This is a genomic window from Nesterenkonia ebinurensis, from assembly GCF_008711175.1.
Lineage (GTDB): Bacteria > Actinomycetota > Actinomycetes > Actinomycetales > Micrococcaceae > Nesterenkonia > Nesterenkonia ebinurensis.
In genome coordinates, this window is sequence record NZ_VWNF01000045.1 from 125,327 (window position 1) to 145,819 (window position 20,493).

Here is a 20,493-nt window from a genome sequence, read left to right on the forward strand (position 1 = left end):
AGTCAGGGCAGTTCGAAGCAGTACTCCTCGGCGATGGCCTCGGCGATTTCGAAGGATTCATCGGTCATGATGTACTCCGAGCCTGGCTCCTCGCCCCATTCCAGGGTGTCACGGTCGGCACCTAGGAACAGCACCGCATAGGAGCTGGTGACCGCCTCCACCATGTCTCCGACGATCGGCGGGGCCACCGAGCCGCATTTCATATGGATCTGGTGGTGGGCGATCTCATGACGAACCAGTTCGTACCACCAGACATCGCGCACATAATCCGCAAAGTAGATGTGGTCGGGGTTGAGGTAGATGGCTTCCGGCGTGGCCTCACAGTAGTAGCCGGTGTCCCTGGTGTTATCGTGGGTCTCCAGGCAGACCACTTCGTCGAAGTCGTCGACCACCTCTAGGTTGAAGATCTCGGCCAGTTCCTCCCCGGCGGTCCAGTAGGTGCTCTCGTTGTCCAGCTCAGGGGCATAGCTGGCGGCCTGCTCCTCCCACTCGTAGAAGTCTGGGTGTCGGTCGTCATACTCGTACCAGTCCTCCGGGTCCTCTGCCGGAACATTGAGCAGCTGGCCGTCGGTGAACCGCACCTCCAGCTCATCGAGCTGCTCCAGGGTCTGCTCGATCTGTTCGTCCAGCTCATCAGGGTCCTCGCTGGTGAGCTGGTCAGCATCGAGCATCTCGGTGTAATGATTGCCGATCTCGGTGACGAAGGCCCAGGCGTAGTACTCGCCGAGGTAGCTATCGTCAGCCGGGGTCAGCTCATAGATGGTGTCGTCTCCGTAGGCCAGGTAGTACTCGTCGTAGAGCTCCCGGACCCGACTCTCCAGCTCAGCGAAGTCAGGGCGCTCATCAAGCCGGTAGCGCCCGTCATCCTCTTCCTCGGTGGGTTCGGCAGTCTCAGTCTCCTCGGTCTCCGGCAGCTCCTCGTCTGGAATTTCCTGAGCCGCCGGAGGTGCAGGCACCGGCTCCTGTCCGCATCCCGCGGAGAGCATCAGCGCAAACACCCCCAGCGCCGCAGTCCAGCCCCGTGCTGCCGCATGTACCGCTTCCCTGTTCATGACCCTCAGTGTATCCAGGGGTTAGGCCTGCCTTCCTGGCGGTCTTGTTCTGAATAGGTCAGAATAGAGTTATGAAATTCAATGGTGGGATGAGTGCTCCGGCAGTTGATGCCCAGGTGCCCGAGTCTGACAGCTCTACCCGGGACCGGGTCATCCAGCTGGTCGTTGAGGAAGGCCCGATCAGCGCCGCCCAACTGGGCCGCGAGCTCGGTCTCACCGCAGCCGCTGTCCGCCGCCACCTGGACGCCATGACCGAGCAGGGACTGGTGGAGGTCAAGAACATCACCTCCCGCCGCAAAGGCGCTGGCCGCCCCTCCCGCCGCTACGTGATCTCCTCCCGCGGCCAGCAGGAGCTGGGCGATGATTACCTCGCCCTGGTCCGCACCGCCCTGGAAGTCCTGGAGAAGCACGCAGCAGAGGAGCACGGCGAACCCCCCACCACCCTGGATGCAGCAGGCACCGGGGCAGGGGAGTCCAAGACCGAAGACAGCGCGGCAGCCCGGGCAGTGGCCCAGGCCTACTTCAGCCAGTTCGAACAGCGCTGCAGCGACGAACTGGCACAGATCGAAGATCTGGACGGGCGCACCGAGAAGCTCGCCGAGTTTTTCAACGCCGCCGGATTCGCCGGCTTCACCCGCCTAGTGGGCCGGGACAACCCGCTGCTGGCCATGCAGTCCACCCAGCTCTGCCAGGGGCACTGCCCGGTGCGGGAAATAGCAGAAGCCCATCCGGTGTTCTGCGAAGAGGAGACGGCAATGATCGGCCGGCTGCTCAATGTGGACGTTCGTCGCCTCTCCACCCAGGCCGCAGGCGCTCATGTATGCACCACCCACGTCCCGGTGGGCCGCGAAAAGCTCGCCGCCGAACGCGCAGCCCGCGCCCAGCAGGACTCAGAACAGACTTCACCGGGGGCACGTACCGCCCCCCGGAAGAGAATCGTGATTTCTCCGCGTCAACAAGAGAGGTTGTCATGACCGAGCAGATTGCACAGGCAGAGGAAACTCTGCGGAACACCGAAGACCCCGTGGTCATCCAGAAGATCCTGGATGATAACCCTGAGCTGCAGGGACTGGGCAACTACGAGTACGGCTGGGCCGACTCGGACACCGCCGGGGCCACCGCCAAACGCGGCCTGGACGCCGCCGTGGTGGAGGACATCTCCGCGAAGAAGTCCGAGCCGGAGTGGATGCTGAAACTGCGCAAGAAGGGCCTGAGATACTTCGAGCGCAAGCCGCTGCCCACCTGGGGGGCGGACCTCTCCGAGATCGACTTCGACAACATCAAGTACTTCGTCCGCTCCACCGAGAAGCAGGCCCAGACCTGGGAGGACCTGCCCGAGGACATCCGCAACACCTACGAGAAGCTGGGCATCCCGGAGGCTGAGCGTGAACGCCTGGTGGCAGGTGTGGCCGCCCAGTACGAGTCCGAGGTGGTCTACCATCAGATCCGCGAGGACCTGGAGGCCCAGGGTGTGATCTTCATGGACACCGATACCGCTCTGAAGGAGCACCCGGAGTTCTTCGAAGAGTACTTCGGCTCAGTGATCCCGGTGGGCGACAATAAGTTCGCCGCGCTGAACACCGCTGTATGGTCCGGCGGATCCTTCGTGTACGTGCCCAAGGGTGTACACGTGGAGATCCCGCTGCAGGCTTACTTCCGGATCAACACCGAGAACATGGGCCAGTTCGAGCGCACCCTGATCATCGCCGACGAGGACTCCTACGTCCACTACATCGAAGGCTGCACCGCACCCATCTACAACACCGATTCCCTGCACTCAGCTGTGGTGGAGATCGTGGTGAAGAAGAACGCCCGGGTCCGCTACACCACCATCCAGAACTGGTCCACCAACGTGTACAACCTGGTCACCAAGCGCGCTGTGGTCGACGCCGGCGGCACCATGGAGTGGATAGACGGCAACATCGGCTCCAAGGTCACCATGAAGTACCCTGCGGTCTACCTCACCGGCGAGCACGCCAAGGGCGAGACCCTCTCGGTGGCCTTCGCCGGCGCCAACCAGCACCAGGACACCGGCTCCAAGATGGTGCATATGGCCCCGAACACCTCATCCTCCATCGTCTCCAAGTCGGTGGCCCGCTCCGGAGGCCGCGCCTCCTACCGAGGACTGGTGCAGATCAACGCTGAGGCCAAGAAATCGGCCAACTCGGTGGTCTGCGACGCCCTGCTGGTGGACACCGTCTCCAAGACTGACACCTACCCCTACATCGACATCCGCGAGGACGATGTCACCCTGGGGCACGAGGCCACAGTCTCCAAGGTGTCTGAGGATCAGCTGTTCTACCTGATGTCCCGCGGCATGGCGGAGGACGAGGCCATGGCCATGATCGTGCGCGGCTTCATCGAGCCCATCGCCCGCGAACTCCCCATGGAGTACGCCCTGGAGCTCAACCGACTCATCGAACTGCAGATGGAAGGATCCGTAGGCTAACAATGACAGAGACCACTGAGCAGGTCGCCGGAGTAGAAGTCGGCTCCCGCCGCATCTCCATTCCCGGCTTCACCGAGGAGGGCGAGAACCTCACAGCGGCCACCAATCAGGCCGCCGACCACAGCCACGGGTTCGACGCCGCCGCCAAGCCCCTCACCTCAGGCTCCGGCTCCCGCGGCAACCGGCACATCGGGTACGACCTCGCCGGCTTCCCAGAGCCCACCGGACGCGAGGAGGAGTGGCGTTTCACTCCGCTGAAGAAGCTGGCCGGAGTGCTCAGCGACACCCCTACCGCCAACGCAGTCACCGACTCCGAGCCGGTGGACTACCAGGTCACCGAGGGGGTTGACGGCGTCGTCCTCTCCACCCTGCGTGATGGTGAGGCGCCCCGGGGCACTGTGCTGCAGCCGGCCGACCGGGCCGCGGTGGTCGCCTACAAGAACGTGGAGCAGGCGCTCTACCTCAAGGTCACCGAGGGCACCGAGCTCGATGAGCCGCTGAGGGTGGACATCACCGGCACCCAGGCCGGGTCCCGGGGCAACGCGCACGTTGTGCTGGAGGCTGAGCCCAACGCCAAGGCTGTGTTCGTGCTCGAGCACCGCGGCAGCGCAGACTTCAACGGCAACGTGGAGATCAAGGTGGGCCAGGGCGCCGATGTCACCGTGATCTCCCTGCAGCGCTGGGATGACGACGCCGTTCATGTTGGACAGCACGATGCCGCAGTCGGTCAGGACGCCAGCTATAAGCACGTGGCCGTCTCCCTGGGCGGGTCCGTGGTTCGGCTGAACACCAACTTCCGCTACACCGGTGAGGGCGCTGAGGCGCAGATGTACGGGCTGTACTTTGCCGACTCCGGTCAGCACATCGAGCACCGCACCTTCGTGGACCATAACACCCCGCGCAACACCTCCAATGTGCTCTACAAAGGAGCCCTGCAGGGTGAGACCGCCCGCACAGTGTGGATCGGCGATGTGCTCATCCGTGCTGCGGCCGAGGGCACCGACTCCTATGAGAAGAACCAGAACCTGGTGCTCACCGACGGCGCCCGCGCCGACTCCGTGCCCAACCTGGAGATCGAGACCGGCCTCATCGAAGGCGCGGGCCACGCCTCCTCCACCGGCCGGTTCGATGAGAACCACCTGTTCTACCTCATGGCCCGCGGCATCCCGGAGAAGGTCGCCCGCCAGCTGGTGGTCCGCGGTTTCCTCAACGAGGTCATCCAGAAGATCGGCGTGCCCAGCATCGAGGAGTCCCTCCAGGAGGACCTCGAGGCCGAACTGGAGATCCTCGGCAACTAGCCGCGTATCGCCCCGTCGAACGTTTTAGAGAACTTTTATGAAAAGGACCAGAAACACCATGTCAACTCTCGAGATCAAGGACCTGCATGTCTCCATCGAGACCGATCAGGGCACCAAGGACATCCTCAAGGGCGTGTCCCTGACCATCAACTCCGGTGAGATCCACGCCATCATGGGCCCAAACGGCTCCGGCAAGTCCACCCTGGCCGCCACCATCGCGGGCCACCCCCGCTACGAGGTCACCAGCGGTGAGATCCTGCTGGACGGCGAGGACGTGCTGGAGATGGAGGTCGATGAGCGCGCCCAGGCCGGCCTGTTCCTGGCCATGCAGTACCCCGTGGAGGTCCCCGGGGTCACCATGACCAACTTCTTGCGCACCGCCAAGACCGCCATCGACGGCGATGCCCCCAAGCTGCGCACCTGGACCAAAGAGGTCAAGGAGGCCATGGCCAAGCTGCGTATTGACGCCGACTTCGCCAACCGCAACGTCAACGAGGGCTTCTCCGGCGGTGAGAAGAAGCGCGTGGAGATCCTGCAGCTGGAGCTGTTCAAGCCCAAGTTCGCTGTGCTGGACGAGACCGACTCCGGCCTGGACATCGACGCCCTGCGCGTGGTCTCCGAGGGTGTGAACCGGGCACACGCCGAGAACAACATGGGCACCCTGCTCATCACCCACTACACCCGCATCCTCAACTACATCAAGCCCGACTACGTGCACGTATTCGTAGATGGCAGGGTGGCCGAGCAGGGCGGGCCCGAGCTGGCGGACGAACTCGAAGCCAATGGCTACGATCGTTTCTTGGCAACGGCTGCAGTGGCGGGCTAGTTCGCTCGGCTCCCTTACTGTCTTATCCACTGCCACAGCGTTGAAAGGCTTGCGTGACTAAACTCCTCAACGTCGCCGGGGACTTCCCGCTGCTGGACCGTACCGTCCGCGGGGGGAAGCCGTTGGTGTACCTGGACACCGGCGCCACCAGCCAGAAGCCGGCTGCGGTGCTGGAGGCTGAGCGCACCTTCAACTTGCGGCACAATGCTGCGGTGCACCGCGGCGCCCACCAGATCGCTGAGGAGGCCACTGAGGCCTACGAGGCTGCCCGGGACGCTGTGGCACAGTTCGTGGGTGCGGACTTCGGAGAGATCGTCTGGACCAAGAACGCCACCGAAGGCCTGAACCTGGTGGCCTACGGCTTCCTCAACGCCACCCTCGGCAGGGGAGGCGGTGACGCCGCCAGGTTCCGTCTGGCAGCGGGTGACGAGATTGTGGTCACCGAGCTGGAGCACCACGCCAATCTGGTGCCCTGGCAGGAACTAGCCGCCAAGACCGGTGCCGTGCTGCGCTGGATCCCGGTCACCGCAGAAGGACGCCTGGACCTGGAGAAGCTCGATGTCATCACCGAGCGTACTCGGGTGGTGGCCTTCACCCACGCCTCCAACGTCACCGGAGCCATCACCGATGTGGCCCCTATTGTGACCCGCGCCCGCGAGGTTGGCGCTTACACCGTGTTGGACGCCTGCCAGTCCGCCGCCCATCTGCCGGTGAACTTCGGCGAGCTCGGCGTGGACTTCGCAGCCTTCTCCGGGCATAAGATGCTCGCCCCCACCGGGGTCGGGGTGCTCTACGGGCGCCGCGAACTGCTCGAAGCACTGCCGCCCTTCCTCACCGGCGGGTCCATGGTGGAGATCGTGACCATGGAGTCCACCACCTTTATGCCCCCACCCCAGAGGTTTGAGGCGGGCACGCAGATGGTGGCGCAGACCGTAGGCATGCACGCCGCAGTGGACTACCTCAACGGCTTGGGCATGGCGAACCTCGCTGCCCATGAGGACCAGCTGGCCAAGCTGCTGCTGGAAGGCATCGCCGAGCTGCCAGGTGTCCAGGTACTGGGGCCAACAGAGACCACCGACCGGCTGGCCGTGGTGGCCTTCGACGTCCCCGGGGTGCACCCCCACGATGTGGGCCAGGTACTCGACGATCAGGGCATCGCAGTCCGGGTGGGCCATCACTGCGCCCAGCCGGTGCACCGGGCCTTCGGCGTACATGCCTCCGCCCGGGCCTCCGCAGGGGTCTACAGCGGCCCTGAAGACATCGAGGCTTTCATCAAGGGCCTGCACCAGGTGGTGAAGTTCTTTGACTGAACCTTTAGGCGCGAAGGCTGGCGAAGGTCAGCCGAGAGGCGAGCGGGGCTTCCCCGCCGCCGGGGCCAGCACTGCGATGGAGCAGCTCTACCAGCAGGTCATCCTGGACCACTCCCGCGCCCGCTCGGGGGAGGGTGAGCTCGAAGCCCCTGACGGAGAATCATTCCAGGTCAACCCGACCTGCGGTGATGAGTGCACTGTCCAGGTGAGGGTGGCCGATAGCGTGGTGGACTCCCTGGCCTGGACCGGTAAGGGATGTTCCATCTCCCAGGCATCCCTGTCCCTGATGTACGAGATGGTTGACGGTGAGCCGGTTGCTGAGGCCGAGAAGCTCGCAGAGACCTTCCGGGAGCTGATCCACAACCGGGGTCAGGAGCTCGAGGAGGACAAGATGGACCTGTTGGACGATCTTGGCGCCTTCACCGGGGTCGGACGGTACTCCGCACGGGTCAAATGCGCGCTGCTGGGCTGGATGGCACTGCGTGGCGCCCTAGCCCAAGCCCAGCACTCTCAGGCATAGTAGGAAGAGACCAGACGTTATACCCGTCGCAGCACAGCAGCGGGAAGGATGAGGAAGATGAGCGAGACAGCAACACAGACACCGCTTGAGGATATCGAGGAAGCTCTCAAGGAGGTCATCGATCCCGAACTGGGCATCAACGTGGTGGACCTCGGGCTGCTCTACGGGCTGCGCTATGAGGACGACGGCGCCCTGGTCATCGATATGACCCTGACCACCGCCGCCTGCCCGCTCACCGATGTGCTCGAGGAGCAGGTCGGTCAGCATGTGGGCACCATGGTGGACGAATGGCGGCTGAACTGGGTATGGATGCCGCCTTGGGGCCCGGAGAAGATCACTGAGGACGGCAAGGAGCAGATGCGCGCCCTCGGCTTTAATATCTGAGTCTGTCCCGGCGGCGGGCGCAGGTGTCGCACTACGGTGTGTCAACCCTCAATCGGGTCGTCCGCTCGCCTCTCGGCCGCGTTGCCGTGGCTATCATGTCTAAAGCGTCTGCACCGCTTCGCTAGCAGGCGTTAATTTCCTCTGTCACTTAGGACTTCAACGGATTGATTAACGTAACCGGGCTGGAACTGCGAGCTGGCGCGCGACTTCTGATGGACAGCGTCGGTTTTCGCATCGACTCCGGTGACAAGATCGGACTGGTCGGACGCAACGGCGCCGGCAAGACCACAATGACCAAAGTGCTGGCCGGGCAGACCCAGCCCGCCGCCGGCCATGTGAACCGCCGCGGAGAGATCGGCTACCTGCCCCAGGATCCCAGGGTCGAGAACATGGACCAGCTGGCCCGCGACCGCATCCTTTCCGCTCGTGAGCTCGACGTGGTGGTGCGCAAAATCCGCCAGGCCGAACAGGACATGGCCTCCGATGATGCCACAGTCAGCAATAAAGCCATGCGCAGCTACGAAAAGCTGCAGACCCGGTTCGAGGCCGCCGGGGGATACGCCGCTGAGTCTGAGGCGGCTACCATCTGCGCCAACCTGGATCTGCCTGAACGCATCCTCACCCAACCGCTGAATACTCTCTCCGGCGGGCAGCGGCGCCGCGTGGAACTGGCTCGCATCCTCTTCTCCCAGGCCGACACTCTGCTGCTGGACGAGCCCACCAATCACCTCGACGCCGACTCCATCGCCTGGCTGCGCGAGCACCTCAGAACTTTTCCCGGCGGAGTGCTGATGATCAGCCACGATGTGGAGCTCATCGAGTCCACGGTCAACAAAGTGCTTTACCTGGATGCGATGCGCCAGACCGTGGACGTCTACAACATGACCTGGAAGAAGTACCTGGCCCAGCGCGAGCAGGACGAGGCCCGGCGCAAACGGGAATACGCCAATGCGGAGAAGAAGGCCTCCGCACTGCGCACCCAAGCCGAGAAGATGCGGGCCAAGGCCACCAAAGCCACCGCCGCCCAATCCATGTTCAAACGTGCCGACCGGATGATGGCCGGGCTGGAGGGCGAGCGCCAGGCCGACCGGGTGGCGAATATCCGCTTCCCCAAGCCCTCGGCCTGCGGCAAGACCCCACTGATGGCCAAGGCGCTGAGCAAGTCTTATGGCTCCCTGGAGATCTTCACCGGGCTGGACCTGGCCATCGACCGCGGCTCCCGGGTTGTGATTCTGGGCTACAACGGTGCCGGCAAGACCACCCTGATGCGCCTGCTGGCCGGGGTGTCTCAGCCCAACAGCGGTGAGGTGGTGCACGGGCACGGTCTGAAGCTCGGCTATTTCGCCCAGGAGCACGACACTCTGGACACTGACCGCTCGGTGCTGGAGAACATGAAGTCCGCCGCCCCTTTCCTCAACGACACCGACCAGCGGAAGATCCTGGGCAGCTTCCTCTTCTCAGGCGACGACGTCGCCAAACCCGCCGGGGTGCTCTCCGGTGGGGAGAAGACCCGGCTGGCCCTGGCTACTCTGGTGGCCTCCAGCGCCAATGTGCTGCTGCTGGATGAGCCCACCAACAACCTGGATCCAGCCTCCCGTGCGGAGATTCTGGCGGCTCTGCGCACCTATGAGGGTGCCGTCGTGCTGATCTCCCATGACCCCGGAGCAGTGCAGGCCCTGGGCCCCGAACGGGTGCTGCTGCTGCCCGACGGCGCGGAAGATCTTTACAGCAGTGAGTACGAGGACCTGATCACCTTAGAGTGAGACTCCGGTTCAGTGTTCGTCGTCGAAGGTGTTGGTGTGATGATCATGGTCGGCCACACCGCGCTTCCAGTACCCGTCCACGGCCAGCTGGCGCTTGGGCAGGTCGAGTTCGCGGCGCAGATACCGGCGGATCGGCTTCATCGCACCGGCCTCACCGGCGGCGAACACATACAGGTCTGAGGTGTCAGCCGGGACCTCCACACCCCGTATGGCGGTCTCCAGGGCACTGCCGTGGCCCCTCCCGACGGGGTCGGTGTCACGGTGCACCCAGTGCAGGTCAACGCTGACTCCGGGGGCGGGGATGATCTGCTGCTCCTCAGCGGCGTCGGCGATCTCCACCACGGCGGTAATGTGGGCGCCTTCCGGTGCTTCCTCGATCAGCCTGGAGATGGCCGGCAGGGCAGTCTCATCACCGACCGCCCAGTAGTGGGTGTAGTTCTCCGGCAGCAGCCAATTGGCCCGTGGTCCCATCACCACGATCTCGTCACCTGGCTTGGCCCGGCGCGCCCAGAGTCCGGCGACACCGTGCTCGTGGATCACAAAGTCGATGGTCAGCTCACGGGCTTCGAGGTTGAAGGCTCGTGGCGTGTAGTCGCGGCGGATCGGTTCTCCATCAACGCTGTCGAGCTCCCATTCATCGTTCCCGATCTCCCGATAGGCCACAATCTTTTCGGTCTGAGGATCGGGGAAGTAGACCTTGATGTGATCGTTGCAGGCGAAGCGCACCAGGGGGTAGCCCTCGGCCAGCACATCCCCGGTCAGCACGATCCGGCGGTATCGAGGGGTGATCTCCTCTGCACGTACCACGTCGAGGTCCCGCCGCGCGATCCTGGGCAGGAAGTTCAACTGCTGCTCCCCAGTGCGGTTGGGGCCCTCGAAGGTCCTGCGTGTATTGATGCTCATACCTGCCGCTCCTGTCGTCCGGGTGTCTTCTCGGTGGTTCTGCGGCTGCGGTCTCGGCCCAGCGGCACTACCTGCGGTGTTCCGGCTACGGGGTCGGGGACGACACGGCAGTCGAGGTCGAAGACCTGTTTGATTGTCTCTTGGGTGACGACGTGTTCTGGGGTGCCTTGGGTGATGATGTCTCCGTGGCGCATGGCGATCATGTAGGTGGCATACCGTGCGGCATGGTTGAGGTCGTGCAAGACCGCCACCAGGGTGTGGCCCTGTTGGTGCAGGTCGGTGAAGAGCTCCAGCAGTTCAATCTGGTGGGTGATGTCCAGGAAGGTGGTGGGCTCATCCAATAGTAGGATCTCGGTCTGCTGAGCCAGAGCCACCGAGACCCAGACGCGTTGGCGTTGTCCTCCGGAGAGTTCGTCGACCAGCCGGTGGGAGAGCTCGGTGATCCCGGTGGCTTCCATGGCTTGGTACACGGCTGTTTCATCGTCTCGACTCCATTGTTTGATGAAGCTCTGGTGGGGGAACCGTCCCCGGGCGACTAAGTCGGCCACGGTGATGCCGTCAGGGGCTACAGAGGTCTGGGGTAACAGTCCGACTTTGCGGGCGACTTCCTTGGACTTATAGGCGGTAATGGTCTGCCCATCGAGTATCACCTGCCCACTCGAGGGTTTCAACAGCCGGGAGAGCGCGCGCAGCAGGGTGGACTTGCCGCAGGCGTTGGGTCCGATGATCACGGTGAAGGACTCATCCGGAATCTGGACTGAGAGGTCGTGGCTGATACTGCGTTTGTCATAGCCGATGGTCGCATCCTGGACCTGCAACCTGGGACCAGCCGTGGGGACGTCGGCCTGCGGCTGGGCGGGGTCTGTACTGACCGTAGGGGTATCGGTTGTGGTGGTGTGTGTCATGGGCGTTTTCTCATTTCGTGGATCAGCAGCCATACCAGGTACCCACCGCCGAGGACCACGGTGACCACCCCGACAGGAAGGGCGGAGGGCAGCAGGTGCTGGGCGGTGTAGTCAGCAGCGGCCAGCCCCAGTGCTCCGGTGATGGCCGCAGGTACCAGGGTGACTCCGGGGGTGCGGGCCAGTCGGCGGGCGATCTGTGGTGCGGCCAGGGCTATGAAGGAGATCGGCCCGGCCGAGGCGGTGACGGTAGCGGTCAGGGCCACACCGACAACCACCAGGGCCAGCCGGGAGGTCTCGCCTTTGACACCGGTGGCCTTAGCGGCATCATCGCCGAGCTCCAGCTGACGCTGAGACGGCGCCAGTCCCATCAGAAGGGCAAAGAGGATCAGAATGGCGAGGGTGCCGTGGGTGAGCTGGTCCCAGGTAGTGGCGTTCAGCGAGCCTGCGCCCCAGGCGGCAGCGCTCATGGCCACATCCAGATCTGCCCGCAGGATCAGCCAGGTGTTCAACGAGGCCAGCATGGCGCTGATGCCGATGCCCACGATGATCAGCCGGAAGCCCTGGACACCGCGCCGCCAAGCCAGCAGGTAGACGGCAAGGGCCGTGAGGATTCCACCAACGAGTGCGCCTGCGGCCAGGTGGAGATACCCGCCGCCGATGACGATGATCACCACCAAGGCTCCGGTGTAGGAGCCGGTGGAGAACCCGATGATATCCGGTGAGGCCAGCGGGTTGCGGGTCAGGGACTGGAAGATCGCCCCGGAGGCTCCTAGGGCGGCACCGAAGACCACAGCGCCCAGCACCCGGGGCAGCCGCCAGCCCACCACCACGGTGCGGGCGAATCCGGCCTCAGGGTCGTTGAGCAGAGCGCCCCATACCTCAGGGATGGTCAGTTCGTAATCCCCGCTGGCCAGCGCCCACAACGAGATCAGCACCGTGAGTATGACCATGACCAAGCAGACCACTAATGAGCGGAGGTTGAACCGGTAGGCCATCCCGAACCGGCGGAGAATCAGGGTCCGGCGCCCGAAGTGCACCCGAGGTGGCGCCTGGGTGCCGCGGTGGGGGAGAGTGGGTGTTCGTCCGTTGAGCTTCGCCGGTTCTGGTCTGAGGGTGGTGGTCATAGTCCGCTGGCTTTCTTGCGTCGGACGAGCAGGATGAGCACGGGTGCGCCGAGGAAGGCGGTGACGATCCCGACCGGCATCTCTCCGGGACGGATAACCACTCGGCCCAGGATGTCGGCAGCCACCACGAGGGCCGGTGCTAACAGCACCGTATAGGCCAGGATCCAGCGCTGGTCCGGTCCCACCACCCACCGGGCGATATGCGGAACCATCAGCCCCACGAATCCGATAGGCCCGGCGATGGCAGTGGCCCCACCGGCGAGCAGAGTCACGGCGAGGACTCCGAGGATCCGGGTGCGGGTCACGTTGGCACCCAGGGAGTTCGCGAAGTCATCACCTAAGGCAATGGCGTTCAACGATCGAGCGGCGATGATGGCGATCAGCAGCCCAATCATCAGGAACGGCAGAACAGGCAGGAGGATATCGAACCCCCGGCCGGTCACTGACCCGGCATTCCAGTTGCGCATCTGATCAAAAGCCCGGGGGTTCAGCAGCACCATGCCAGTGACCAGCCCGGAGAGGACCGCGCCCACGGCCACTCCGGCCAGGGTGAGACGGACCGGGTCTGCTCCGCACCGGCCAGTGGAGCCGATCAGATACACCACTACGGTGACCACAAGGGCCCCGGCGAAGGCGAACCACACGTACCCGCTGATACTGGTGACCCCGAAGACCGCCACACCGACCACCACGAAGAACGCCGCTCCAGCGTTGACCCCCAGAATCCCCGGATCAGCCAACGGGTTGCGGGTCATCGCCTGGATCAACGCACCAGCCACACCCAGGGAGGCACCGACACAGAGTCCGGCCACGGTGCGGGGGATGCGCATCTCCCAGATGACATACACATCCCCCTCGCCCGTGTTCTGCCGCAGAGCAGCCAACACCTCACCGAGTGGGATCGCCTTGGACCCCACCACCACACTCAACAGGATGAGGGCGATCAGCGTTATGAGAGCCAGCAGCAGCCCAAACGCGCGGCGAGAGACCAAGCCCCGGGAGGCACTGACAGGCAGTTCAGCGGGGCCCCCGGAGGGAGCCTCGCTCCGGGGGCTCGCTGACCCAGGGTGAGGCTCCAACCTGACATCACTCATCCACCGACTCCGGAAGTTCCGACACTACTGCTCTGCCTGGTCCACGGTGGCGTCTTCGAGCTCGGCGGTGATCTGGTCCAGAGCCCACGGGATGGCGATCGGGCCGAGCTCGGTGGCATTGGTCAGGGCGGCGTCGGCATAGATGACGGCGTCGTTCTGCACTGCGGGCAGCTCACCCCACCGCGGATCGGACTCGAGAGTCTCCACAGCGTCCTCGGAGCGCCAAGTCATCACGTAGAAGATGTCAGTGGTGATCTGGTCCAGAGCCTCCAGGGAAATGCTCTCCAGAGCGGCGAGGTCCTCGTCGGTGGCCAGCCCCAGCTGCTCCAGCAGATAGAAGTGACCAGTCAGGCGGATGTCCTGCTCCACCAGGTCACCGTAGATGTAGCTGGCCCCCTGAAGGTGCTCGATTCGTTCGCGGGCCTCATCAAAGGAGGCCTCCACCTCGGCGATTGCCTCCATACCGGCCTCAGCGGTGCCGGTCAGCTTCGCAAGGTCGGAGAGGGTCTTGTCCCACTGGTCGTACTCGTAAGGCGTGGTGTAGACCGGGGCGATCTCAGAGAGCTGTTCGAACATCTCCTCGTCGATTCCCCAGTCCGCTCCCTGACCGATGATCAGGTCCGGCTCGTAGGAGGCTACGGTCTCCATCGATGGGGTGTAACCCTCGGCGATCAGGTCGGTGTCATGTACCGAGACGTCGACATCGGTGTCCTCCATCCACGGGTGACCGGCCAGGTAGTCGTCCCCGGCCCGAGGCGAGCCGGCGAAGGCCACGGGCTGCTCACCGAGCGCGACCAGCATCTCCGCATAGGGGCCGGTCACCGAGACGATGCGCTCCGGCTTCTCCTCCAGGGTGATCTCCCCGTAGACGGTGTCCACCGTGACGGGGTAGTCGCCGCCGGTCTCGGAGGCTTCGGCGTTGTCCCCGACGTCGTCGGTCTCCTGCCCGTTCTCTTGGTCTGCCTGGCAGGCGGTGAGCAACAGTGCACCGGCGAGCAGGACGGCGGCGGTCCTCGCCCAGGGGCGTGAGAGCACGGTCATAGACATGCCTTTCTCATCAAGTGGTGGCTTCAGCGGACACAAAGATGCCGCTTGCCTGAATAGGTTATGCGAACCTATCCTTATTCGGTTCACCGATTTCGGCAGTAGGTGAACAGTTTCCGACACCAGACCTCAGATGCGGGCCGACCGCCCGGAGAGGATGAGAGCCAGTGACCCTCAGCATGGCGCCGTCGGTGGAAGCGCAGGGCGCTCAGCCTCCGCATCGAACGTGGATCCCTCCGGCGACCCTGTCGGAGCGCTGCGAGCAAGACCACCACGTGTTGCTGTGGCAGGTGCGCGGGAATGCCGAGCTGGTGATCGACGAGAAACCGATGACTCTGAGCGAAGGCCATGCAGCGTGGGTCCCGGCAGGGGTGCGGCACCGGTTTACCGTACAGGCGAACTCGGTGGTGGTTCCGCTGGTGTTCTCCGTGGGTCGCATCGCCACCACGCTGAACGAGCCGACCATCATCCGGGTGGGGCGCCAGCTGCACACCGTGCTGCTGGCCCACGGAGTGGCGGGGATGACAGCCATCGCCCTGGAGGCAAACCTCGACCGTCAGGTGCTGTCCCTGCTGGAGCGGAGCCCCGTCGCGGCGACAGCCATGCAGCTGCCGGAGAGTGCGCCGGCCCGGGCCGTGGCCGAGACCCTGCTCTTCAATCCCGGGGACATCCGCACCGCGGAGCAGCTGGCGGCTTCGGTGCACACCTCCCTGCGAACGGTGGAGCGCGAGTTCCGGGCTGAGACGGGGATGACCCTGCGGCAGTGGAGGCTGCGCAACCGCATGCAGGCCGCGGCGGTGCTGCTGCGCACAGACACCACGGTCCACGCCGTGGCTCACCGAGTCGGCTACACCCACGTCAATGCCTTCCGCCGAGCCTTCAAGCAGCACTTCGGCATCACTCCCACCCACTACGCCTTCGGTCACCACAAGGGGTGATGAACCGTCACTGGGCGTTTTGATTGAGGCCGATGCTCTCCACGATGGGGAGAAACCCTTCGTTGGCCCGGCTCAGCCGATACGGATGCGGCCGCCCCTCAGCGGCTGCTGACCAGGTGTTCCTCGACCCAGGCGTCCTCGGCGTCCTCATCGGAATATTTGCCGGACTCTCGGCGGCGCAGCTGCTTGGCCAGGCGGGTCCGTTCCTGCCGCTCCACACGGGGATCGGTCGCGCCGAGCGGGTCATCGTACGAGCCCTCGGCGGCGTCGAGCTCCTCCAGGTCCAGGTTGCGGCGGTGCAGCCGGGCCGCGTACCACCACCCCACAAAGCTGAGCAGCCCGAAGGCCACCCACTGCATCGAATAGCTCAGATGTGGGCCCTCATCCAGGGCAGGTCTGGCCAGCTGGCGCGGAGCCTCCTGCGGTGCCGGGTGTTCTTGGGCCATCAGACCGTAGGCGCCGTCCACCAAGGAATAGCCCACCTGGTTCTCATACTCACCCATGTTGATCGAGGCCAGCTGGCCCGCCGGCGCCCCACGGTCGATTTCCGGCTCGGCAGGCTTCAGCCGCACCACTGCCTGAACCTCACCGGAGGGCGGCACAGGGTTATCGGCAGGCACTGAGCCATCTGTGCTGGAGGTGGGCAGCCAGCCCCGGGAGATCACGACGACGTCCCCGGTACCTGATTCCCGGAAGGGTACCAGCTGCTCATACCCCACCTGACCGCCGTGCCCGCGGTTGCGCGCCAGCAGGGAGTCCTCCCAGAGGTACTCGCCATGCATCTGCACCACAGTCCACTCGTCCTCCGGGCTGCCCTCGGCGAACAGCTCCTGGGCCTCGGCGTAGGGCACCGGATCCTGGTCATAGTTGGCCACTATCCGGTTGATCTCCTCCAGAGCAGACTCCCGGCGGTCCAGCTGCCACTGGCCCAACAGGTAGCAGGCGAAGCAGAACACCATACAGACGGCTAGCCAGCCCAGCCAAGTGGGAGTGAGCAGGAAGGAATAGCGTTTCACGGTGCACCACCCTCCGCCGGTGTTGGGCCCATGGGCTCCGTGCTGCGCCAGAACAGTCGTGCTCTGAGAAAGTCCTCCAACCAGTTGCGGTGCTCATCGCAGGCCAGCCAGATCTTGCGCCGCTGCGCATCATGAATCTTGGGGTTGTTCCAGAGGATCTGCCACTGGGCATCGGCAGCACAGCCCTTCCGAGAGCAGGTGGGGGTGTCCGGACCGTGCTTGCCGGATGCCTGGCTCTGAAGGGCGCCCAGAAGATCCATCAGCGGTGCTCCTTCTTCGGCTCGTCCTCTGCCAGCTCTCCGGATATGAGGCTCTGTGCGCCGCTGTCTGCCGGGGCGTCGTCGTCGTTGTTCTCCCACCATTGGGAGGGCTCAGTCTCCGGCTCCTGGTGATCTGTTCCCAGGGTCCGCTGTGCAGTGAGCTCAGCAGACTGAAGCTGGGCCTGGTAGCGGTCGCCGCCGGCATTGGCATTGACCACCGCGATATAGGGCAGCACCACAGCGCCCACCACAAAGGCTAAGGCCCACCAGCTCTGCCAGACCGCTCCGACCACCACTGCGGCGATGAAGCAGACGGTGCGGATAGACATCGCCACGGTGTAGCGGACCATCCGGCTTCGCTGCTCAGCACTGTGCCGCAGCGGCGCATCGGTGATGGTGTGGACCTCAGAGGTCATTCCCCCAGTCTACGCGCGGTTCTACGTTCAGTAGAAGACGAAACGATAGGGTGTGATCTATGAGCGAACGATCAGTACTTATCACCGGCGGAAACCGCGGCATCGGCCGTGCGATTGCCGAATCATTCCTTGCCAACGGAGACAAAGTAGCTGTCACCACACGCAACGGGGAGGCTCCTGAGGGCGCCCTCGGAGTGGCCGCTGATGTCACCGATTCGGCCAGCATTGATGAGGCTTTCAAACAGGTGGAGCAAGCCCACGGCCCGGTGGAGGTGCTGGTGGCCAATGCCGGAATCACTCGCGACACCCTGCTGCTGCGGATGAGCGAGGAGGACTTCTCCGATGTGATCGACACCAACCTGACCGGCGCCTTCCGGGTGCTCAAGCGGGCGTCGAAGGGCATGCTGCGACTGCGCCGGGGCCGGGTGGTGCTGATCGGCTCAGTGGTGGGCCTCTACGGCTCCCCGGGCCAGATCAACTACAGCTCCTCGAAGTCCGCACTGGTCGGCATGGCCCGCTCGCTGACCCGGGAGCTGGGCGGTCGCGGAATCACCGCCAATGTGGTGGCGCCCGGGTTTGTGCGTTCGGATATGACTGATCAGCTGGACGAGGACACCCAGAAGAAGTACCTGGAGAACATTCCCGCCGGGCGTTTCGCCGAGGCAGAGGAGGTGGCCCGTGTGGTGCGCTGGCTCTCCGGGGACGACGCCGCCTATATCTCCGGCGCAGTCATCCCGGTCGACGGCGGCCTGGGCATGGGCCACTGACACACCCACCCACCCACCCACCACATCGCCGAGTGCATGATTTGTGCACTAGTTTCCGGCCCTCGGGAGCCGAAATGCTGCACAGATCATGCACTCAAGGAAGAACTGAGGAAGTTATGACGAATTCAGAGAAGGATCTGACCGGCAAGGGCGCGATCATCACCGGCTCATCCCGGGGGATCGGCGCGGCCACCGCTCAGCTGATCGGAGAGCGCGGTGCCGGCGTAGTGGTCAATTACCGGGCCAAAGCCCCCCGGGCCAATAAGGTGGTTAAGGGGATCGAGGCCGCCGGCGGGAAGGCCGTAGCAGTGCAGGCCGACCTGACTGAAGCAGCCGGTGCACAGGCGTTGGTCGACACCGCAGTGGAAAACTTCGGCTCCCTGGATCTGCTGATCCTCAACGCCTCTGGCGGCATGGAGGCAGACCGTGGCGAGGACTACGCGCTCAAGCTCAACCGCGACGCCCAGGTCACTATGGTCAAGACCGCCATCCAGGTGATGCCGGCCGGCTCCCAGATCGTGTTCGTCACCAGCCATCAGGCTCACTTCATCAATCAGGTGGCCACTATGGACGCCTACCAGCCGGTGGCCCGCTCCAAGCGCGCCGGGGAGGACGCACTGCGTGCACTGGTGCCCGTCCTGGATGAGAGGGGGATCCTGCTGACGATCGTCTCCGGGGACATGATCGAGGGCACCATCACCGCCACCCTGCTCAACCGGGCACAACCCGGAGCGCTCGAGGCCCGCCGCGAGGCAGCCGGCAAGCTCTACACGGTCGAGGAATTCGCCGCGGAGATTGCCAAGCTTGTGGGCGCCGACCTCGAACAGGCACACACCGAGCTCGTCGGCGGTGCCGAAGATTTCCTGAGCTAGTGGCTCGCCGCGCTGCTAGCCCAGCAGCAGTCCTGTCGGAACGGCCAGTAGACCGACAGACAGGACGACGACGCCGGCTACAGCGGATCTGCCCAGTGGCTGCTGAGGAACCAGCAACCGCCGCAGCCGTGCACCGGAGAGCAGCGTTGGTTCCGCCGGCGGGTGCACGCCCCACTCGCCTCTCGGCTGAGTGACCGCGGCCTTCGCACCTAAAGGGCCGGAGGATTCGCCGGACAGAGCGATGGCGCGCAGCAGATCCTTGGGGGCGTGCTGAGCCAGGGCTCCTTCGTCGGCGAGCATCTCGGTGAGCTCCAATACCGCCTCGCGGCCATAGCGGGTGGTGGGCAGCCAGGGCAGCGCCCGGTACCACGCCTCGAAGGCCATGGTGAGCAGGTGGTGGCGCTGCTTCAGATGCGTCTGCTCATGGGCCACCACGGCGGCCAGCTCAGCCTCGCTGAGTGTTTCCAACAGCCCTCGTGAAAGCACAGTGACCGAACTGGCATTGGTGCGGCCGGGAAGACAGTAGGCCAGGGGAGCGTCGTGTTCGATGACATGGGTGTCGGTGTCCTCGTTCCCGTTCTGCAGGGGAGTGGAGAGCAGGTCCACCAACTGCCGGTGCCGACGGCGGGCGCTGAGCACCCGAACGTAGGTGCGGGCCAGAGTCAGCAGCAGATGGCCACCCAGCAGCAAGCCCAGGCAGAGCGCGAAGATATGCCAGGGGTGGACCTCCAGTTCGGCTAATGCGACGTAGTCTTCCTGGAGCGTCAGCCGGATCGCGGTGCTCACTGCGGCAGGCAGGTTATCGCCGAAGGGGGAGAGCCCAAGGACAATGGGCGCGCCCACCATGGAGAGCCCCCCGGCCAGGGCGATCGCCTGCCAGAGCAGCATCGCCGCCCAGGGTGAGCGGGTGCGGAAATGCGCATTGTGCAAGAGTTTGGGCACTGGAACTGCCAGCAGTACCGCAAGCGCGGCGAGCAGCAGGGCAAGAACAGTCACCGAACCAGTCTAATGACCCTGGTGTCCCAGCCGTTGCCCCGCCTGCTCAGCCTCTGCGTCGCAAGCTGTTAACACTGAGCTATAACCCTCGACCATAGGATCACGGCAGATCTGTGACAGGCGGACTAACTCAGGATGCGGCGCAGGGCGGCAGCTTCCTCTTCGGAGACCCCGCCGATGAACCGGGCTAGTACGGCCTCGCGGTCCGGTGCTGTGCCCAACACCTCATTGAGCATCTCCACGGTGTGCTCCTCACGGGTGGCGGTAGCCGCGTAGCGATGCGGACGGGTGCTGCGCTCCCGCTCGACCATTCCCTTCTTCTCCAGTCGGGCCAGCACAGTGAGCACTGTGGTCACGGCAAGCTCCTCATCCAACTGACCGCAGACTTCATTGGCGCTCAACTGCTGACCCGACTCCCACAGCAGGGTCATCACTGAACGTTCCAACTCACCGAGTGAGGCCATGGATGTGCTCCTTCGAGGAAAACTACTTTCTGCCTACACGATACTCCGATCAGCGCCGGTTTTCTACATTCGGTAGAAGTGTTGCGCCAGCT

22 protein-coding genes and 1 pseudogene are annotated in these 20,493 nt (G+C 64.4%); 12 read left to right on the forward strand and 11 right to left on the reverse strand.

Going from position 1 to position 20,493, the window contains the following annotated elements:
* Positions 1 to 2: 2 nt before the first annotated feature.
* The gene (locus F0311_RS13460) at positions 3 to 1,052 is read right to left on the reverse strand and encodes a hypothetical protein (RefSeq protein ID WP_150462444.1); all 1,050 of its coding nucleotides are present in this window, start codon (positions 1,050 to 1,052) and stop codon (positions 3 to 5) included.
* 71 nt (positions 1,053 to 1,123) lie between these two features.
* Between F0311_RS13460 and F0311_RS13465 the strand changes: the two genes are divergently transcribed.
* From F0311_RS13465 to F0311_RS19145, 9 genes and pseudogenes are all read left to right on the forward strand, one after another.
* A complete protein-coding gene (locus F0311_RS13465) occupies positions 1,124 to 2,026 on the forward strand; it encodes a helix-turn-helix transcriptional regulator (RefSeq protein WP_150462445.1) in 903 nt (300 codons plus the stop codon).
* Positions 2,023 to 3,501, forward strand: a complete 1,479-nt coding sequence (sufB, locus tag F0311_RS13470; protein ID WP_150462446.1) for a Fe-S cluster assembly protein SufB — start codon at positions 2,023 to 2,025, stop codon at positions 3,499 to 3,501. The genes F0311_RS13465 and sufB overlap by 4 nt, the downstream gene beginning before the upstream one ends.
* Positions 3,502 to 3,503: 2 nt before the next feature.
* Positions 3,504 to 4,799 (forward strand): Fe-S cluster assembly protein SufD, encoded by a 1,296-nt coding sequence (gene sufD, locus F0311_RS13475; RefSeq protein ID WP_150462447.1) that lies wholly within the window; start codon positions 3,504 to 3,506, stop codon positions 4,797 to 4,799.
* Between the two features lie 58 nt (positions 4,800 to 4,857).
* Positions 4,858 to 5,625: a Fe-S cluster assembly ATPase SufC gene (gene sufC, locus F0311_RS13480; RefSeq protein ID WP_150462448.1), complete on the forward strand. Its 768-nt coding sequence runs from the start codon at positions 4,858 to 4,860 to the stop codon at positions 5,623 to 5,625.
* 53 nt (positions 5,626 to 5,678) lie between these two features.
* On the forward strand, positions 5,679 to 6,935 hold the full coding sequence (locus F0311_RS13485) for a SufS family cysteine desulfurase (RefSeq protein WP_150462449.1): 1,257 nt from the start codon (positions 5,679 to 5,681) through the stop codon (positions 6,933 to 6,935).
* The gene (gene sufU / locus F0311_RS13490) at positions 6,928 to 7,455 is read left to right on the forward strand and encodes a Fe-S cluster assembly sulfur transfer protein SufU (RefSeq protein ID WP_223881356.1); all 528 of its coding nucleotides are present in this window, start codon (positions 6,928 to 6,930) and stop codon (positions 7,453 to 7,455) included. Before F0311_RS13485 ends, sufU begins: the two co-directional genes overlap by 8 nt.
* A 57-nt stretch (positions 7,456 to 7,512) precedes the next feature.
* Positions 7,513 to 7,839, forward strand: a complete 327-nt coding sequence (locus F0311_RS13495) for a metal-sulfur cluster assembly factor (RefSeq protein WP_150462450.1) — start codon at positions 7,513 to 7,515, stop codon at positions 7,837 to 7,839.
* A 212-nt stretch (positions 7,840 to 8,051) separates the two neighbouring features.
* Positions 8,052 to 8,903 (forward strand): annotated as a pseudogene (locus F0311_RS19140) (ATP-binding cassette domain-containing protein); the annotation flags it as partial.
* A gap of 78 nt (positions 8,904 to 8,981) precedes the next feature.
* Positions 8,982 to 9,602, forward strand: a complete 621-nt coding sequence (locus tag F0311_RS19145) for an ATP-binding cassette domain-containing protein (RefSeq protein WP_396897451.1) — start codon at positions 8,982 to 8,984, stop codon at positions 9,600 to 9,602.
* Between the two features lie 9 nt (positions 9,603 to 9,611).
* Here F0311_RS19145 and F0311_RS13505 read toward each other — a convergent pair whose 3' ends face one another.
* The 5 genes from F0311_RS13505 to F0311_RS13525 are packed head-to-tail and all read right to left on the reverse strand — an operon-like array spanning position 9,612 to position 14,675.
* Positions 9,612 to 10,505, reverse strand: a complete 894-nt coding sequence (locus F0311_RS13505; protein ID WP_150462452.1) for a siderophore-interacting protein — start codon at positions 10,503 to 10,505, stop codon at positions 9,612 to 9,614.
* Positions 10,502 to 11,410: an ABC transporter ATP-binding protein gene (locus tag F0311_RS13510; protein ID WP_150462453.1), complete on the reverse strand. Its 909-nt coding sequence runs from the start codon at positions 11,408 to 11,410 to the stop codon at positions 10,502 to 10,504. The genes F0311_RS13505 and F0311_RS13510 overlap by 4 nt, the downstream gene beginning before the upstream one ends.
* On the reverse strand, positions 11,407 to 12,534 hold the full coding sequence (locus tag F0311_RS13515; protein WP_150462454.1) for a FecCD family ABC transporter permease: 1,128 nt from the start codon (positions 12,532 to 12,534) through the stop codon (positions 11,407 to 11,409). Before F0311_RS13515 ends, F0311_RS13510 begins: the two co-directional genes overlap by 4 nt.
* Positions 12,531 to 13,628 (reverse strand): FecCD family ABC transporter permease, encoded by a 1,098-nt coding sequence (locus tag F0311_RS13520; protein ID WP_191089934.1) that lies wholly within the window; start codon positions 13,626 to 13,628, stop codon positions 12,531 to 12,533. The genes F0311_RS13515 and F0311_RS13520 overlap by 4 nt, the downstream gene beginning before the upstream one ends.
* 24 nt (positions 13,629 to 13,652) lie before the next feature.
* Entirely contained in the window at positions 13,653 to 14,675 is a 1,023-nt protein-coding gene (locus tag F0311_RS13525) for an ABC transporter substrate-binding protein (protein WP_150462455.1), read from the reverse strand.
* A gap of 164 nt (positions 14,676 to 14,839) precedes the next feature.
* On the opposite strand from F0311_RS13525, the gene F0311_RS13530 reads away from it, so the two are divergent.
* Positions 14,840 to 15,610 carry a helix-turn-helix transcriptional regulator gene (locus tag F0311_RS13530; RefSeq protein ID WP_223881357.1) on the forward strand — a complete coding sequence of 257 codons (771 nt, stop codon included), beginning with the start codon at positions 14,840 to 14,842 and terminating at the stop codon, positions 15,608 to 15,610.
* 98 nt (positions 15,611 to 15,708) lie between these two features.
* Here the strand turns inward: F0311_RS13530 and F0311_RS13535 are convergent, their stop codons facing one another.
* The 3 genes from F0311_RS13535 to F0311_RS13545 are packed head-to-tail and all read right to left on the reverse strand — an operon-like array spanning position 15,709 to position 17,302.
* The gene (locus F0311_RS13535) at positions 15,709 to 16,626 is read right to left on the reverse strand and encodes an SURF1 family cytochrome oxidase biogenesis protein (RefSeq protein WP_223881358.1); all 918 of its coding nucleotides are present in this window, start codon (positions 16,624 to 16,626) and stop codon (positions 15,709 to 15,711) included.
* A complete protein-coding gene (locus tag F0311_RS13540) occupies positions 16,623 to 16,886 on the reverse strand; it encodes an acetone carboxylase (protein ID WP_150462456.1) in 264 nt (87 codons plus the stop codon). The genes F0311_RS13535 and F0311_RS13540 overlap by 4 nt, the downstream gene beginning before the upstream one ends.
* Positions 16,886 to 17,302: a DUF3099 domain-containing protein gene (locus F0311_RS13545; RefSeq protein ID WP_150462457.1), complete on the reverse strand. Its 417-nt coding sequence runs from the start codon at positions 17,300 to 17,302 to the stop codon at positions 16,886 to 16,888. The genes F0311_RS13540 and F0311_RS13545 overlap by 1 nt, the downstream gene beginning before the upstream one ends.
* Positions 17,303 to 17,361: 59 nt before the next feature.
* Here F0311_RS13545 and fabG point away from each other — a divergent pair, with 59 nt between their 5' ends.
* Together fabG and F0311_RS13555 are read left to right on the forward strand one after the other, a co-directional pair.
* On the forward strand, positions 17,362 to 18,069 hold the full coding sequence (fabG, locus tag F0311_RS13550; protein ID WP_150462458.1) for a 3-oxoacyl-ACP reductase FabG: 708 nt from the start codon (positions 17,362 to 17,364) through the stop codon (positions 18,067 to 18,069).
* 116 nt (positions 18,070 to 18,185) lie between these two features.
* Positions 18,186 to 18,941 (forward strand): SDR family oxidoreductase, encoded by a 756-nt coding sequence (locus tag F0311_RS13555; protein WP_150462459.1) that lies wholly within the window; start codon positions 18,186 to 18,188, stop codon positions 18,939 to 18,941.
* Between the two features lie 15 nt (positions 18,942 to 18,956).
* Here F0311_RS13555 and F0311_RS13560 read toward each other — a convergent pair whose 3' ends face one another.
* Both F0311_RS13560 and F0311_RS13565 read right to left on the reverse strand, forming a co-directional pair.
* Entirely contained in the window at positions 18,957 to 19,937 is a 981-nt protein-coding gene (locus F0311_RS13560; RefSeq protein ID WP_223881359.1) for a M56 family metallopeptidase, read from the reverse strand.
* Positions 19,938 to 20,062: 125 nt separating this feature from the next.
* Positions 20,063 to 20,401 (reverse strand): BlaI/MecI/CopY family transcriptional regulator, encoded by a 339-nt coding sequence (locus F0311_RS13565; RefSeq protein ID WP_150462460.1) that lies wholly within the window; start codon positions 20,399 to 20,401, stop codon positions 20,063 to 20,065.
* Between the last annotated feature and the right edge of the window lie 92 nt (positions 20,402 to 20,493).